This window comes from Nitrosarchaeum sp., assembly GCF_025699065.1.
In the GTDB taxonomy this organism is placed as follows: domain Archaea; phylum Thermoproteota; class Nitrososphaeria; order Nitrososphaerales; family Nitrosopumilaceae; genus Nitrosarchaeum.
In genome coordinates, this window is the sequence record NZ_JAILWF010000004.1 from 123,512 (window position 1) to 139,927 (window position 16,416).

Consider the following 16,416-nt stretch of genomic DNA (forward strand, 5'->3'; position numbering starts at 1 on the left):
GTTACCGGAAATTATTATAAAACATCATTAAAGAAAATTATCATGCGGGTTTTTGTAGCAATTGAAATTACTTCTGATAAAATAATTAACTCCATTTCTAAATTTCAGTCTGAAATTAACATTAATGCTAAACCTGTAGAATTACATAATCTTCATTTTACATTACAATTTTTAGGGGAGATATCACAAGATGTTGTAGAGAAAATAATAGTTGCTTTAAAATCAGTTAAATTTTCTAAATTTATGGTAGATTTCAAAGGTATCGGTGTGTTTCCTAAATTAAAATTTCCAAGAATTGTATGGATTGGAACTGATGAAAACGGAGGTAAATTATTGACAGAACTAGCAAAAAATGTTGAAAATGTACTCCTTCCATTGGGTTTTACTGCAGATAAACCGTTTAAACCTCATATCACAGTATTTAGAATTAAAAATAAGATTGGAGATATTGAAAAAGAGTTGAATAAATTCAAATTAATTGACTTTGGAAGTCAAGAAATTACAGGATTTAAGCTTAAACAAAGTGTTCTTAGTTCAAAGGGTCCCGTTTATTCTGATTTAATAGAGGTTAAAGCGAAATAATGAAACAAGTATTATCTAAAATTAGAAAATCTGTAACAATATTAGAAAATGTAAGAAAATTAAAAAAACAAATCGCCGATGAAGCATATCAATTAGTTGAAAATCAAATAAAAAATCATCCTGAAATTACAGGATTAGAGTTTGGAGGATCTTATGCAAAAGATACCTGGCTCTCAGAAGAAGCAGATATTGATATTTTTATTAAATTTAAAAAAACTATTTCTGAAGAAAAATTTACAGAGATTTCAAAAAATGTTGGATTTCAATCAATGAAAAAATATAATCCATATGTAAGATATTCTGAACATCCATATGTTGAGGCTAAAATTAAAAAAACAAAGATAAATGTTGTTCCATGTTATGAGGTAAATTCGGGAGAATGGAAAAGTTCTGCAGATAGATCACCTTTTCATACAAAATACATGGAAAAGTCACTTACTCCTGAAATGAGAAACGAAGTAAGAATGCTCAAAATATTTCTGAAGGCAAATAAAATTTATGGTTCGGAAATTGCAAAACAAGGATTTAGTGGATATGTATCAGAGGTTTTAATTTTAAATTTTGGTAATTTTGAAAATACAATTAGATCAATTGGAAAAATTCAACAAGGTCAGATTATTGGAAAGACTTCAAAAGTATTTGATACATTAATTGTAATTATAGATCCTATTGACAATAATAGAAATTTGGCTGCAGCAATTTCAAATGAAAATATAGGAAAATTCATTCTTTTGTGTAGAGCATTTGAAAACAAACCTAAATTAGAATTTTTTACTCAAAAAAAATTGAAAATATCAAAAAATAGTTTGGAAAACGTACTTGTGATAAAATTCAATTTTAAAAATCGAAGTCCAGATATAATTTGGGGGCAAATTAAGAGAGCAACTTCCTCGCTTACAACTCAATTAGAATTAGGAGGTTTCAATGTTTTACGAAGTAAAGCCCATTCAGATAATATGGGTGAAGCTTGTCTTTTTTTCCTTTTAGAATCAACTAAAATTCCAATAAATTATTCTAAAAATGGTCCTGATTTCTTTAGAGTAAGTGATTGTACTAGTTTTATTTCAAAAAACATTACAAAAACTGAATTAATGTGGATTAATGATGATGGAAAAATTGTTACACTTGAAAAAAGAAGACATAATGAAGCAGTGAAATTTATGACAGAATTTTTGAAAAACAATCTCCAAACAGGCATACCAAAGGGATTACAAAGTGATTTTAGGAAAGGAGTTGAAATTACTATTGGAAATAAAAATTTAAGCAAATCAATTAAAGAGGCAATTTTAGATCTTATTTCAACTGATGACTCTATCTTTCATACCAATTAAAAAATTAGTAAAAGAACCGTATTCAAAAATTCTTGGCTATCCAAAAGCTAGTTCACGTCAACTTCAATCAAGAATTATCGAATTAGAAAAATTAAAAATAAAATCAATATCATTTACTGGACAGACGACTATAGGCAGTTTACAAATTTTGGGTAAGGGATATGTTGGAGTAGTAGTATTAGCAAAAAAAGGAAACGACATTGTTGCATTAAAGATTAGAAGATTAGATTCTCAACGAAATGAAATGAAAAGTGAAGCAAAACTAATGAAATTGGTAAATACGGTAAATGTTGGGCCCAAGTTGTACGATGTAAGTAAGAATTTTTTGGTAATGGAATATCTTGAAGGTGATAAAATTGGTGATTGGATACAATCTCTAAAAGGAAATGGAAGTTCTAAGAAATTAAAGTCAATAATCAAAATAATTTTAGAGGATTGTTATAGATTAGATAAAATTGGTTTTGATCATGGTGAATTAAGCAGTATTTCAAAGCATGTCATTGTTGGAAAATTAAGAACAACCTTAATTGATTTTGAAAGTTCAAGTGTCAACAGACGAGCGTCAAATGTAACTTCTATTACTCAAGCAATTTTTATTGGATCAGGAATTGCTAAAAAAGTTCAAAGAATCTATAAAATTCCCGAAAAGGGAAAAATTATTGATGCTTTAAGAAAATACAAGCAAGAACCAACACAAAAAAGTTTTGACGATATCTTAAAGATATTAAAATTATGATGGGGCCGGCAGGAATTGAACCTGCGACCACTAGTCCCCCAGACTAGTATCATACCAAGCTAGACTACGACCCCTCATGAGTGAGGCACAAAATGAAATTATTAAATCGTCGGGTTATTACTGATTATTAATGAAAATTTGCAGCATTTGTAATAGAATTTCTGGAAATGATCAGGATCATCTTGATTGTATTCAAAAAATAAGAATAGAAAATGAAGATGAAAATTTTAAACAGAGTATTCCTGAAAAATTAGATTTAGCAAAGGATACTCTGGGTTTGGGTGTTGAGGTAAAAGCTATTTTAGAACACCTTACAAAAGAAAACAAAAAAACTGATTAATCATAACCATTTTGAAAGTCGTTCTTTCTCAAATTGTAACTTTTCATCAAGATGTTTAGTTGTAGATTCTGTTAATTTTGTTGTTGGTTTAGATTCTGTAAACATATCAACTTCAATTATAGATGCAGTATCTCTTCCAGATTCAAGGAAGCATCCTCCCTTTCCATCAAACAATAATAATTCATTTTTATTTTGTATACTAGATATGATGTTTTGTGCAACTGTAATTGCTTCTCTTTCTGCAAACACGCCTGCTTTAGGAACAGTCATGGTATCAATTACTGTTAAAGTTGTTACATCACCTACTGCATACACATTTTCAAACGGAGTTTTACAGTCTCTGTTAATTGGTATAAATCCACCTTCTTTGGCTAATCCAGATTCATAAATTACTTTAGGTGCAACATGTGGAGGTACAGCAAGAAGTAAATCAAAATTAGCTTCATCTCCATTTTGAAAAATCAGTTTATTTTTTTCAACGGATTTTATTTTGCATGAATCATGAAAAACAATGTTCTCCGAATTTATTAAACTAAGAATTTTTTTGCTGATTTCTGGACCAGCTGCGGGTAATGTTATTGGAGCCGGACTATAGAAATGAATTTGTATTGATTTTCTAACTCCTGCATCTCTTAGCATTGAATCGATCAATAAACTAGCCTCAAATGGTGCTGGAGGACATTTGTATGGCATCCCCATAATAGAAATAGCAATATTGCCAGATCTCATGTTTTTTATTTTTTTATGAATCTCAGTTAATTGATTATGATCATAAAGATTCATTCCATTTTCTGAAAGTCCTGAAATTTTTTCAGGTGCTAAAACTGCGCCCATTGCAATAATTAAAAAATCATATGATAAAGTTTTGGTAGTTGTTTTAATTTGTTTATTTTGAAGATCAATTTCTATAATTTCTTCTTTTAAAAAATTTATTTCTTTTTTAATTAATTGATTTAGTGATCCTATTGAATTTTCAAATGTTCGTGTACCTTTGATAATCCAAAGTTTGGCAAAGCCTACCATGAACCAATCTTTTTTGTCAATAACTGTTATCTTAACTTGAGATGATGGAAGATTATTTCTTATTTCATTTGCCGCAGCTAATCCTCCAAATCCTCCGCCAAGAATTAAGATATGGGGGATAGAAGTCAAGTTAACGATCTTGTGTGGTAGGTCTGATTAGAATTTCATTAACATTTACATGATTTGGTGTCTCTACAGCATAAACAATTGCATTTGCAATATCTTCAGCTTGTAATGCTTCCATTTTTTTAGCATTTTCAACAAATGCTTGTAACGATTCATCGGTAATTGTGTTTGTTAGTTCGGTTGCAACAACTCCTGGTTCAATACATGTGACACGGATATTCTTTCTTACGCTAAGTTCTTGTCTTAGTCCTTCACTAAAAGCAGTGATCGCATGCTTTGTGGCACAATAAACACTACCAGCAGGGAAAACTATTCTTCCAGCAACTGAAGAGATGTTAATAATATGACCTGATTTCTTTTCAAGCATGTGTGTAACAACAGCTCCCGTACAATATAATACGCCTTTGATATTGACATCAATCATTTGTTCCCATTCATCAATCTTCAAATTTTTAAAAAAGCTTAGAGGCATAAGTCCTGCGTTATTTACTAGAATATCTACAGTTCCCCACTTTTTCAAAACGTTTTCAACAAAAGAATTACATTCATTTCTCTTAGTAACATCTAGTTTTTGAGAATAAACTTCTCCGCCATTTACTTTGATCTTTTTTTCTAATTCCAAAAGCATGTTTGTTCGTCGTGCACCTATTGCAACCTTTACTCCTGCTTTTGAAAGTGCTAAAGCAGTAGCAAATCCAATTCCACTACTTGCACCAGTAACTATTGCTACTTTATTTTCAATCATCAATATTCACGTAATTATTTTTAATTTCAACATTGTAAAAACGTTTACCTAATTTTTTAAAAATAATTAATTTTCTAATAAATCATAACAAGTTTATTAGAAGAAAAACTATATGATGTTTATGAAGCCTGAAAAATGCGCTTATTGTGGTGACATGGTAGATATGCCATTTCAGTGTAATTATTGTAAAGATCCATTTTGTGCTGAACATAGACTTCCAGAAGAACATAGATGTGTAAAATTAACTCAGATTAGAGCTCGTAGATTTGGTGAGAAAAAAGTGATCAGAGATGGAGGTTCAAACAAACAAAATGTTTTCAAAAGAATGTTTAGAAAATTCAAAGATTAGATAGAGAACTAATAAGGACTTTTGTCAGGAGATATTTTTGCACGTCGTCCTTGATAAATTAATGCTAAAGCAAGAGCAAACATTACTAATGCTGTTAATGGAAAATTTTGGGGTGCCGGTAACACAAACAGATAGTATATTCCAAATCCTATCGATACAGTGGCTTGTGTCCATAGTTTAATCCATTTTGGAGTTTTAGTTATTCTACAAATTGCTTCAACAATAAAAATACCAATTACTGGATAAATAGTATAAAGAAGAAAATCAATTACATCGACTCCAGTGTGTGTCATAAATGAAAATAAGTGAGGTATAATTTCTATCTAATCTTCCCAACGAACTTTGGTGGCAATATTTTTAGTAATTAATGCCTGAGCATTTTCATATGGTATTGTTGCAATATCTTCTATTTTGAAGGGCCCATATTTTTCCAGATCAGCACCTATGATTTCATCTACCTCCTGAAGAAATCTTACAACAACAGTCTTAGTCTTATGATTTTGAGAGATAGATTCTAGAAATTTTGATTTTCCATTAATTGTTGCTGAAAGAATCATTTCAGCTCTTTCTCTACGTTCTTCTTCTGCATCAAGGATGAATTTTTCTTCATCTAAAAGATTCTGAAAATAAATATTACCTGATTTAGAAATTTTTTCTAATCTAATATTGATAAAAAGCGATGTTAGTTCTGTAGCAGTATCAATTATTACTTTTTTAATGTTATTTTCTACTCCATCAAATTCTTGTTTTTTCAAGTCACCAATAAAATCTGAAAGTTTCCTATAGAAATCAGGGTTGATTTCTTGTATAGAATCATTTTCAGTTTCTCGTAAAACTATATGGTGTAATTTGTTTAGATCTATTTCGTTTGTTTCTGACATTTCTTACCTAATCCTTAAATCTCGGATGTATTTGTGTTTGATTGAAGCACAAAATTGCCCTATAAAGTTAGCCATGGAAAAGCACTTCAAGTAACATATTCACCAGATGAAGTTTTTGCCAGAATTCAGCACGAAGGAATTCAGTTCATAGATCTTCAATTTACTGGTCTTACTGGACGTTTTCATCATACTACTATTTCAGCCATAACATTTACACCTGAACAAATGAGGGATGGATTACCAAAATTAGATGGATCATCTATTATTGGTTTTACTAATGTTGATGATTCAGATCTTATTTTAAAACCAGATCCTAATACTTTTGCCATAATTCCATGGATGACTGAAAATAAAACGGCAAGACTACTATGTGATATCTATTGGGGTGGTAATAGAGGAAGATTATCTAGAGATCCTCGAGGGATATCACAAAAAGCAGAAGAATATGTAAAAACTCAGGGTTTTGATTATAGTGCTTGGGGTCCAGAAGTAGAATTTTTTGTATTTGATAGGGTGCATTGGGATGTTTTGACTCCATACAAAGGTCAATCCTATTCAATTGAATCAAAAGAGGCACCATGGAATAATGAAGGAAGTGGATATCCAATGGGTCTTCAAGAAGGATACTATCCAAGTACTCCTTCAGATACTTTGACTCCATATAGAAATGAATGTGTAAATATTTTGAATAATGATTTTGGCATATTATGTGATAATCATCATCATGAGGTAGCTACTGCTGGACAATGTGAAATCGATATCAAATATGACTACATGACAAATGCTGCTGATGCAGCTCAGTCTTACAAATATGTAATAAAAAATGTAGCACAGAAATATGGTAAAGTTGCAACAATGATGCCAAAACCTATCGCAATGGATGCGGGTTCTGGAATGCACGTTAATGTTAGTTTATGGAAAGGAAAAGAGAATGTGTTTTATGATCCTGATGATTCTGATGAATTAAGTCAAACTGCAAAATATTTTTGTGGTGGAATTATTAATCATGCAAAAGCTCTGTCTGCAATTTGTAATCCTACTACTAATTCTTATCATAGACTTGTTCCAGGCTATGAAGCACCAGCTTATATCGCATGGAGTGCAGGTAATAGATCTGCTATAGTTAGGGTACCACAACATCTTAAAGGTAAAAATTATGCTAGCCTTAAGAGACTTGAATTTAGAGCTCCTGATCCTTCATCAAACCCATATCTGGTGTTTGCTGCAGTAACTGCAGCTGGAATGGATGGAGTAAAAAAGAAAATGGATCCGGGTGATCAAGTTCGTGATGATATTTTTAAAATGACAAAATCAGATAGAGCCAAAAGAGGAATAGGAGTTCTACCAAAAAGTTTAGGCGAAGCAATAGATGAATTAGAAAGTGACAGAAAGTTCCTTCTTCCAATTTATACAAATGATGTCATTGATAAAATAATTGAGTTAGGAAAAAGAGATCAACGGGAAATTGCAATAAGGCCACATCCTCATGAATTTTATCTGTATTTTGATATCTAAGTTCTTCCAGTAATTTGAAAAATATAGAATAATGAAATAAAGATCAAAGTAAAACCTATACCAAGAAATATTATTCTCTTTTTCTCTGAAACGGCTGCTTTGTAAAGCAAAATACTACCTGCTAAGCCAACAAATAACACAATAACTCCTATTACTACACTATCAAAACTTGTATGAGTAACTAATGGATGGAAAAATCCTGACAGTAATGCAAAAAATGCTATCAAATAAACATACTTGAATCCTGTTAGCATTTTTGATGTGGTCTTATTCAATATGGTTTGTAAATATGATAATCAAATAAACTTTTGAAAAATAATTTTTATTAAAAAATTTACATCATTCCGCCCATATCAGGCATGCCACCCATTCCACCCATACCGCCCATTCCAGGCATTCCACCCATACCGCCCATTCCAGGCATTCCACCTTCTGCTCCTGGTGGAGGTCCTGCAGATTTTTGTGTGGCAATGACATCATCAATTCTAAGAATCATACAGGCTGCTTCTGCAGCTGCTGAAACAATCTGAAGTTTAACTGCTAAAGGTTCAATTATATCACTTGATTTCATATTTCCGATTTTACCTTTCATAACATCAATTCCAGTCCATTTTTCTCCTTTCATTTGTCTAGAACGAAGAACTGTTAGTGTATCAATTGGATCCATTCCAGCATTTTCTGAAAGTGTTAATGGAATTGATTCTAAAGAATCAGCAAATTTTTCAGCAGCAAGTTGTTCTCTACCTTCTAGTGATTTTGCCCAACTTCTTATCTTAGTTGCAGCATAAGTTTCAGGGGCACCGCCTCCTGCAACAATTTCTGGTTTTTCAATTACATCTTTTACTACCATTAGAGAATCGTGTACTGAGCGTTCAACTTCATCAACAACTCTTTGAGAACCGCCACGAAGAAGCAGAGTAACAGATTTTGGATGTTTGCAACCTTCAATGAATACCCATTTGTCTTCTTCAATTTTTCTTTCCTCTACAAGTTGAGCATCTCCTAGATCTTTTTCAAATATATCATCAAGATTGTTTACAATTCTAGCACCAGTTGCTTTTGCAAGTTTTGTAAGATCACTTTCTTTGATTCTTCTAACTGCAATGATTCCTGCTTTTGCTAGATAGTGTTGAGCCATATCATCAATTCCTTTTTGACATAATACTACATTTGCTCCAGAACCAATTACTTTATCGACCATATTCTTTAGCATTCTATTTTCCTCATCAAGAAATGATTTCAATTGTTGTGGATTTGAAATGTTAATTTTAGCATCAGTTTCAGTTTTGCTAATTTCTAATGCTTTGTTAATTAAGGCTATTTTTGCATCAGAAATTTTTCTTGGCATTCCCCCATGAACAATTTCTTTATCAAGTACGATACCTTGGATAATAACAGAATCTTTAATCGAGCCACCGGCTTTCTTTTCTACTTTAATATCATCAATATCAACATTAAATTTTTCACCTTCTTTTTCAACAACTGCAAGAACTGCTTTTACAATAATATCGGCTAATTGATCAGAGTCTTTTCTTACCAATTTTGTTTGCATAGATGTTTTTGCAATTTTAATTAGAATTGATTTATCATTTGCAGATACTGTCTCAGATATTTCTTGAAGGAATTGTTTTGCCTTTTTTGCAGCTTTTCTATATCCATCTACAATAATTGTTGGGTGAACATTCTGATCTAAAAGTGATTCAGCGTTTTCCAAAAGTGCGCCTGCTAAAATGACAGCAGATGTTGTACCATCACCAACTTCATTATCTGTTGTTTTTGAAATTTCAACGAGCATTTTTGCTGCTGGATGTTGTACATCAATTTCTTTGAGAATTGTTGCACCATCATTTGTAATTGTAACGTCTCCAAGTGAGTCAACAAGCATCTTATCCATACCTCTTGGACCAAGACTGGAATGTACAATTTCAGCAATAATCTTGGCTGCTGCTATATTGTTTTTTTGTGCGTCTCGTCCTTTGGTTTCAGAACCTCCTTCTTTTAGTAATACAACTGGCATAGTGCCTTTAGAAGTTGCTTGCATACCCATAGAAAGAAAAACGCTCAATTCCCCTTTTATACGTTGCAGATCAAAAACTCGTAAATAAAATAGTCAAAAATCGGTGTTTTTAAATTGGGAAATTTAATTTGCAAAACATGGCAAAATCGTCAAATAAAGAATCTTACAATAAAATTTTCTCAAATTTGAAAGAACATCACAAATGGTTTGAAAATTCTATTCCATTAATTGCAAGTGAAAACATACCAAGTCCTGCTGTTAGAGAGGCAATAACATCAGATTTTGGAAATAGATATGCCGAGGGTTGGCCTGGTGAGAGGGTCTATGCAGGATGTGTGTACATTGATGAGGTTGAGTTTGAATGTATGAAGCTTGCAAAGAAGTTGTATAAGGCAAAATTTGCAGATGTTAGACCCATCTCTGGTGTGGTTGCAAATCTTGCAGTATATTCTGCTTTTACAAACCCAGGCGATGTAATGTTAGCACCTTCAATTCCTGCGGGAGGTCATATTTCTCATGGTAAGAAGGAACATTCAGGAACCGCCGGATTAGTTCATGGCTTAGAAATTGAATTTTATCCATTTGATGCTGAAGAGATGACAATTGATGTTGAAAAGACAAAACAGAAAGTTGAGGAATTAAAGAAAGCAGGTACTCTGCCAAAGATGGCAATGTTTGGTGGATCGTTGTTTTTGTTTCCACATCCTGTTAAAGAATTGGCAGATTTCCTAAAGAGTTTTGATATGCATATCAATTATGATGCTGCACATGTTGCTGGATTGATTGCTGGTGGAAGATTTCAGGATCCATTACGAGAAGGTGCAGACACTATGACAATGAGTACTCATAAAACTTTGTTTGGTCCACAAGGTGGACTTGTTTTAGGTTCTGAGAAACACGAAGAACCAATCAAGAAAGCAACATTTCCTGGATTAACTAGTAGTCACCATATTCATCATATGGCAGGTAAGGCAGTAGCTTTTGCAGAAGCATTAGAATTTGGAAAAGATTATGCTAACCAAGTTATTAAAAATGCCAAAGTGTTTGCAGAATCACTTAATGATGTAGGTTTTAAAGTTCTAGGTGAAAAGAGAGGATTTACTGAATCACATCAAATTGCTGTTAATGTTTTAGATTATTCTGATGGAGGTAAAGTTGAAGCAGATTTAGAAAAAGCTAACATCATTGTAAATAGACAACTTATTCCAGGCGACATCAAAGCTGGTCGTAATTATTTTCATCCAGGAGGAATTAGATTGGGAGTTTCTGAAATTACTAGACTAGGCATGAAACAAAACGAGATGAAAGAGATTGCATCATATATCAAAGAGGTCATAATTGATAAAAAAGATCCCAAGAAAATTCTTACAAAAGTAAAATCTTTTAGAAAGAATTATCAAAAAGTTCATTATTGTTTTGATAAAAAACTTGGGGCTTATGAATACGTAAAATTAAGATAAGATCCTAAGTATAATCACTTAGGAGTGATTGATCTCCTTTGTTCTTACCAAAAACTAGATCAATTTCATCAGATAATGCATGAATTCGTCCTCTTTGATAAGCCCCAACATCGTATTTATCCACTAATCTCTTTGCAAGTTTAAGATATTTTTCTACGGAGCCCCTTGTAATTGTGGGAATTAAATCATGGCCACAAATACAAGTTTGAATCAAAGGGATTCTACGGTATGATTTTCCACATCCCGTACATCTAAAATTTTGTCTGGCATAAGCACGTAAGTTTCCCATAATATCAGGAACCAGATGAGTGGAAATTACATTTGAAACAATTTCGGATGTATTTACAGCATCTATAAGTTCAGCATTTTTAATTTGCATATCAAATTTATCAAGCATTGAACCGAGTGTAGAATAAGCGCTACGTGATTTTGATGTTGTAAGTGAAGTTGTAGAATGTGTGAAATAATATCCAAAAAATTGTCTTTCTGTTTCAAGACGTGATTTGATTATTTCTACACAAGCAACATCTGGGGCTTTATTTTGTTGGATTGTAGATTTAAAGAATTCAAGTGGTAAAAATTTAACAACTTCAAGGTTGTGTGCTTGTGGTTGGGATTCATGAGGCAATACAAGTGGTTGAATCAATAATGGTGCATCCATTAAACCACCAATTCTATCAGAAAGAAATTGTCTTGAAAAATTTAGAAGACTATCCATCAATAACATAATAGAATCAGCATCTCCATCTGCGTCTCTTCTTTTTGCAGAGTGCCAATTAGGAGTTGCAAAACAGACATGTGTTTCAGTATAACCAATTATTCTTCCAACAATACCGACAGATGTGTGTGGTGCTAATCCGATTATTAGATGGCCAATTAAATCGTCTGTGTTTTTGACATTGTAGAAGGTGGACTTTTCATAAAATTTTTCTAAAATAGTATCAATGTATTTGCATATAGATACTAGATATTTTCCACTTTCGTTTGGAATAATTACATCCTGCATTAGAAGTTCAACTGTTTGATTTGGATCAGTTAGTGGTTTTCCATCAATATCATGAGTATATCCTAATTCGTTTAGTTTTTCAATAGATGTGCCTATCCATGATGGTTGAAATTGAGTAAGAGGTGAATTTGTGGCATCAAAACGAACAGTTCCATCTTTGAATACAGTAAGACCAAAATTTTGACGGACTAATCCTTTTTCTAATGGTTCAGCTATTCTATCTTGATTGATTAATTCTTTAACTCCTTTGAATGGCTCCTGAGCACGTAAGCCCATTTTTTCTTGTGCTAACAATAATTTTGATTTTAATGGAAATGCTTGATGAGAGTGAGATGATGCCTTTCGTTTACATTTTTCACAAAAAGGATTATCAAGTATGTCTCGACAATTCCCACATCGATAAACTATTGTTGTTTTGATGCCACATTTAGAGCATTTAATACCAATTGATGGTTCATTACATTCTTGACAAGATCGATTGAAAATATTTGTAAAAAAATTGTCTTGTCTTGAAGCCTTTAAGAGATCTCTAGTTGGACCTCCTTTATCATTAATGGGGAATAAAACATGAGTTGGTGGTTTCATTTGTCTTGGTGCTGCTTTTTCAGGCCTTCCTATTCTAACTCCAATTGAAGTAGAAAATTTATTTTTAATAATAATTCCAGATGATTTTGATATAATTTGTGGGATTGATAAATCGTTTATTTTTGGCTCATTTCTAAAAAGAAGATTATAAAAAATTCTAGCTTCTTCTTTTTCAAGAATTATTTGGGTATTATTCATTTTATGAGGAACTCCAAGTTTTTCAAGAATAATTTTTGTTTCTATAGAATATTCAATAGAGTTTTCATTAATCTTTATTGGATGTAATATTTGTAAAAATTCTTCTGATGATATTTGATCCCAATAATACAAGTATTGTGGGTGTAATGGTATTTGAAAATCAATTGATAGTTTTAATGCTTCATCCAAAGTAGGAGTTTTAGTTAGAAACTGAATTAAAAATTCATCATCGGGTGCATATTTTATTAATTTTTCTTTTAACTCCTCAATCCAAAATTCTTCAACATATCCTGAAGGTATGAGTTGGGCATTGTTTTCTAGAAAATCACCAAATGAAATTAAAATATCACCTAAATGGAGAATTTTTTCGATCTCTCCTTTAATTTCAATTCCATGCTTAACATCTTTAATTTTTATAACATTACCATTTTTGAGTCGGACTATTGGAGTGTCAATAGAATCAACAAAAGCTATTGTTGCTCCCTTGCCTGGAATATCAGTTTTGATTTGAGTACCAACTGCAATTGCATGATCTAAAATTTCTGCAATTACAGGATTAATTCCCACTGCGGCAAATCCTGTATTACATGCTCTACCATATCTTAATCGAAAACCACCAAGTTTGTTAGGCATGGATAATACAGATCTTCCTGTAATAACTTCCCGCATTCTCTTGGCTGCAGCGTCTTCTTGATTATCTCCTGTTTGAACAGCCCCTTTTAGGTCTCCTAACCACTCCCAACCATCTAGTTGATACATTTCGATTCTTTTGAGTAGTTTTTTAGATCTTCCAATTAACCCATCATTTAAAACTCGTAATGCTCCTCCCCTAACTCTATTTGTTGTAATACGAGTCATTCCTTTGTGATTTACAACTTCGAAAGGATCTGTATCTACACCGTTTAATTCTACAGGTAGATGTGAAATTACATGTTCTATATCTTCATCTAGTATATGAAATTGAAAACTACTAGCTTCTCTTTCATAAATTCGAAGTTCTTCAATAAATCTCCCAGTTTCATCATCAAAACAATTTGCTTGATATTTTGATAAGCCGACCGCTTTTCTCACATGATCAGCAATTAAGATTGTTACTGCAGACTCGGTTCCGCCTGCAGAACGCATTGGTCCAGCAATAGATACAGAGAGATATTCGCTTCCATCTTTATTTTTCTTGATTTTTACTTCACTAATTCCTTGTAGTGGAGCAATTGTAACCCCCTCTGTAACAATAGCTAATCCCACTCTAACTGCTAAATCTAATTTTTCTTCTAAACTGGCATCACTTAGTGAATATTTTCCTAATGCAATTTCTTTTGATAAAATTAATGCAGATAGTTCTTTTCCATGGATTTGTAGGAGTTCTCGTAAAGGTTCCGCAATATCAATATCGTGCATTTTTGAAACTCGATCTGCTAAATCAAATGCAATTTTAGGCTCAATTATCCCTGATGAATCAACCAGTGTTGATTTTGCCATAGCTGCATGTTCAAAAATAGCATAGGTATTTTTTGAGAGGTTAGAATAATAGTCAAGATAATAATTTGGCATCTTAATACCACTTATACGAGAAATGGCATCATTTTCAGACATATTACGGTCTAATTACTTACTTGTTTGAATTGCTTTTGTTATTTCAGCTAGTTTCTTAATACTTCCACCTTTCTCTAGAAAGGTTCCAATAACAAGGGCATCGGCACCAGCTTTTACCAAATCTGAAGCAGTTTTAGTGTCTCTAATTCCACCACCAACTATCAAAAATCCATTAAATGCTTTTCTTACCGTCTTAACCATCTCTGGAGTAACACTAGATTTTGCTCCAGAACCTGCTTCTAAATAGACAAATCTCATTCCAAGAAATTGTGCAGCAAGGGCATATGCTGCTGCAATTTTTGGTTTTTCAAAAGGTATGCCTCTTGCTGAACCTACAAACCATGCTGACGTTCCATCTCCAATAACCAAATATGCAGTAGGAAGTGGTTCCAATCCAAATTTAAGAACGCTTGGCGCTCCTAATGCTTGTGCTTGAGTAATAAAATATGGATTTTCAGAATTCATAAGTGAACTAAAAAGGATAGCGTCCGCATCAGGTACAACTCCTGTGATGTTTCCAGGGAAGAGTATGATTGGAATTTTAATATATTTTTTAATGCCTTTTACAACTTTAGCCATTTCAATTTGATCTGTTGCAGATGAACCACCTACTAGAATAGCAGATGCGCCTATTTTTTCAACATTTTGAGCAAGTTTTTGTGAAGATTCTAACTTAGACTCTTCAGAATCAATTAATACAAACAACAATGCTTTTTTCTTTTCAAGTTCAGATTTTAGGAAGGATTCAACTTTATTTCTAGTCATAAAGGGGATTTGTAGATGACTCTTTAAAGTTTAATTGTAGTGTGGTATACAGAATTGTATAGCTATGGCAGAGTTTAAAAAATCTAATTTTAATAATATTATTAAACAAATTATAAAAAAATCATTGTTTACTGAACGACAAATTGAAATTATTTTAAATCAGAAAGATCTTCTAAACTCTAAATTCAACATAAGTAAAGGTGCGTATTATAGGCAAGTTGGTCAATCTAGAGACAAACTAGTAGCATTATTCTATTCAATCATGCTTTTACGAGGTTTAGGCATACTTTTACCAGATGATATTGATGTGATATCAAAACTTTCTGAGCAGATTCGTGTGATAAATGAGAGTGATATATTCCCAGAAAGAGAAGATGAGGTCATTAATGTGATTGATAGATTAGTACGTCAGGCATGTAATGTGTGACATTATAGTTAAGTAGTGATAATTGAAGTGGTTTTTTATGATGTGATATGTGTTAATGTTAATCTAAAGTGTGAAATAATGTTGCTCAATCATGATAAATCACAACATATGATTAATTTTTGTGATGTTGATTGAAATTCCTGAACCAAATGTGATTTTAGTCGTGATTGTTGCATTTGTTGTAGGTTTGGTTGGTTTGTATAGTTATTACAAAATACGCCCATTCATCAAAACTAAGAGTGAAATGATGGACTCCTCACAGTTAGAGCGATTAGAATATTATGAAAGACAATTAATCGATATGAAAATACGCCTAGATTCAATGGAAATGCAAGGTGTTGAACAGAAAAAGGAGGATCCTACTCTAGAGATTAAACAATATTTAGAAAAATTAACTAAAAATCAACAAGTAATAGAAAATCCAGTAGTTTCGCCTAAAAAAACAGAGGATATTAGTAAAGAGCCTAAAACGATCCAACGTATGCCTAATTTGGATCATAATAATGCCACAGACTATGTGTTGCATCTAATCACAAACAAAGCTATGACATCACGTGATATACAAATCACATTAAAACGAAGTAGAGAACACACTTCAAGGTTAATGAAGAAGCTTTATGATGATGGATTTGTTCAAAGGAATACAAGTACAAAACCATATACTTATTCAATTACTGAAAAAGGAAAAGAAAAGATTAATGTTTTTGAATCTAATTCATTAATTGCATAACCAATTT

General features: G+C 32.2%; 17 protein-coding genes and 1 tRNA gene. 9 read left to right on the forward strand and 9 right to left on the reverse strand.

Annotation, left to right across the window (positions count from 1 at the left end):
• Positions 1-42 precede the first annotated feature (42 nt).
• From thpR to K5782_RS06115, 3 genes are read left to right on the forward strand one after another with little or no spacing between them, the layout of a single operon-like run.
• Complete coding sequence (gene thpR, locus K5782_RS06105; protein ID WP_297464919.1) at positions 43-582, forward strand: RNA 2',3'-cyclic phosphodiesterase; 540 nt, start codon at positions 43-45, stop codon at positions 580-582.
• Positions 582-1,913 carry a CCA tRNA nucleotidyltransferase gene (gene cca, locus K5782_RS06110; RefSeq protein WP_297464921.1) on the forward strand — a complete coding sequence of 444 codons (1,332 nt, stop codon included), beginning with the start codon at positions 582-584 and terminating at the stop codon, positions 1,911-1,913. The genes thpR and cca overlap by 1 nt, the downstream gene beginning before the upstream one ends.
• Positions 1,888-2,649 (forward strand): serine/threonine protein kinase, encoded by a 762-nt coding sequence (locus K5782_RS06115; protein ID WP_297464923.1) that lies wholly within the window; start codon positions 1,888-1,890, stop codon positions 2,647-2,649. The genes cca and K5782_RS06115 overlap by 26 nt, the downstream gene beginning before the upstream one ends.
• On the opposite strand, the gene K5782_RS06120 is transcribed toward K5782_RS06115, so the two are convergent.
• Positions 2,650-2,723: transfer RNA gene (locus K5782_RS06120), tRNA-Pro, on the reverse strand. It lies immediately after the preceding gene.
• Between the two features lie 56 nt (positions 2,724-2,779).
• On the opposite strand from K5782_RS06120, the gene K5782_RS06125 reads away from it, so the two are divergent.
• Positions 2,780-2,989, forward strand: a complete 210-nt coding sequence (locus K5782_RS06125; protein WP_007551663.1) for a hypothetical protein — start codon at positions 2,780-2,782, stop codon at positions 2,987-2,989.
• Here K5782_RS06125 and K5782_RS06130 read toward each other — a convergent pair whose 3' ends face one another.
• Both K5782_RS06130 and K5782_RS06135 read right to left on the reverse strand, forming a co-directional pair.
• Positions 2,990-4,141 (reverse strand): FAD/NAD(P)-binding oxidoreductase, encoded by a 1,152-nt coding sequence (locus tag K5782_RS06130; RefSeq protein ID WP_297464927.1) that lies wholly within the window; start codon positions 4,139-4,141, stop codon positions 2,990-2,992.
• Between the two features lies 1 nt (position 4,142).
• Complete coding sequence (locus K5782_RS06135; RefSeq protein WP_297464929.1) at positions 4,143-4,883, reverse strand: SDR family oxidoreductase; 741 nt, start codon at positions 4,881-4,883, stop codon at positions 4,143-4,145.
• Between the two features lie 121 nt (positions 4,884-5,004).
• On the opposite strand from K5782_RS06135, the gene K5782_RS06140 reads away from it, so the two are divergent.
• Positions 5,005-5,232 (forward strand): AN1-type zinc finger domain-containing protein, encoded by a 228-nt coding sequence (locus K5782_RS06140; protein WP_297464931.1) that lies wholly within the window; start codon positions 5,005-5,007, stop codon positions 5,230-5,232.
• Between the two features lie 8 nt (positions 5,233-5,240).
• On the opposite strand, the gene K5782_RS06145 is transcribed toward K5782_RS06140, so the two are convergent.
• Complete coding sequence (locus K5782_RS06145; RefSeq protein WP_297464933.1) at positions 5,241-5,525, reverse strand: hypothetical protein; 285 nt, start codon at positions 5,523-5,525, stop codon at positions 5,241-5,243.
• A gap of 30 nt (positions 5,526-5,555) precedes the next feature.
• Positions 5,556-6,113 carry a hypothetical protein gene (locus tag K5782_RS06150; protein ID WP_297464935.1) on the reverse strand — a complete coding sequence of 186 codons (558 nt, stop codon included), beginning with the start codon at positions 6,111-6,113 and terminating at the stop codon, positions 5,556-5,558.
• A gap of 54 nt (positions 6,114-6,167) precedes the next feature.
• Here K5782_RS06150 and glnA point away from each other — a divergent pair, with 54 nt between their 5' ends.
• Positions 6,168-7,628: a type I glutamate--ammonia ligase gene (gene glnA, locus K5782_RS06155; protein ID WP_297464937.1), complete on the forward strand. Its 1,461-nt coding sequence runs from the start codon at positions 6,168-6,170 to the stop codon at positions 7,626-7,628.
• On the opposite strand, the gene K5782_RS06160 is transcribed toward glnA, so the two are convergent.
• Complete coding sequence (locus K5782_RS06160) at positions 7,625-7,903, reverse strand: hypothetical protein (RefSeq protein ID WP_297464939.1); 279 nt, start codon at positions 7,901-7,903, stop codon at positions 7,625-7,627. The two genes, glnA and K5782_RS06160, sit on opposite strands and share 4 nt — an antisense overlap.
• 59 nt (positions 7,904-7,962) lie before the next feature.
• Positions 7,963-9,675, reverse strand: coding sequence for a thermosome subunit beta (thsB, locus tag K5782_RS06165; RefSeq protein WP_297464941.1), 1,713 nt, complete (start codon positions 9,673-9,675; stop codon positions 7,963-7,965).
• 107 nt (positions 9,676-9,782) lie between these two features.
• Here thsB and glyA point away from each other — a divergent pair, with 107 nt between their 5' ends.
• On the forward strand, positions 9,783-11,105 hold the full coding sequence (gene glyA, locus K5782_RS06170) for a serine hydroxymethyltransferase (RefSeq protein ID WP_297464944.1): 1,323 nt from the start codon (positions 9,783-9,785) through the stop codon (positions 11,103-11,105).
• A gap of 4 nt (positions 11,106-11,109) precedes the next feature.
• Here the strand turns inward: glyA and K5782_RS06175 are convergent, their stop codons facing one another.
• Together K5782_RS06175 and K5782_RS06180 are read right to left on the reverse strand one after the other, a co-directional pair.
• A complete protein-coding gene (locus tag K5782_RS06175) occupies positions 11,110-14,445 on the reverse strand; it encodes a DNA polymerase II large subunit (RefSeq protein WP_297464946.1) in 3,336 nt (1,111 codons plus the stop codon).
• 54 nt (positions 14,446-14,499) lie between these two features.
• Entirely contained in the window at positions 14,500-15,252 is a 753-nt protein-coding gene (locus K5782_RS06180) for a geranylgeranylglyceryl/heptaprenylglyceryl phosphate synthase (RefSeq protein WP_297464947.1), read from the reverse strand.
• Between the two features lie 64 nt (positions 15,253-15,316).
• Between K5782_RS06180 and K5782_RS06185 the strand changes: the two genes are divergently transcribed.
• Together K5782_RS06185 and K5782_RS06190 are read left to right on the forward strand one after the other, a co-directional pair.
• Positions 15,317-15,679, forward strand: coding sequence for a hypothetical protein (locus K5782_RS06185; RefSeq protein ID WP_297464949.1), 363 nt, complete (start codon positions 15,317-15,319; stop codon positions 15,677-15,679).
• Positions 15,680-15,803: 124 nt separating this feature from the next.
• On the forward strand, positions 15,804-16,409 hold the full coding sequence (locus tag K5782_RS06190; protein WP_297465058.1) for a winged helix DNA-binding protein: 606 nt from the start codon (positions 15,804-15,806) through the stop codon (positions 16,407-16,409).
• Positions 16,410-16,416: the final 7 nt, after the last annotated feature.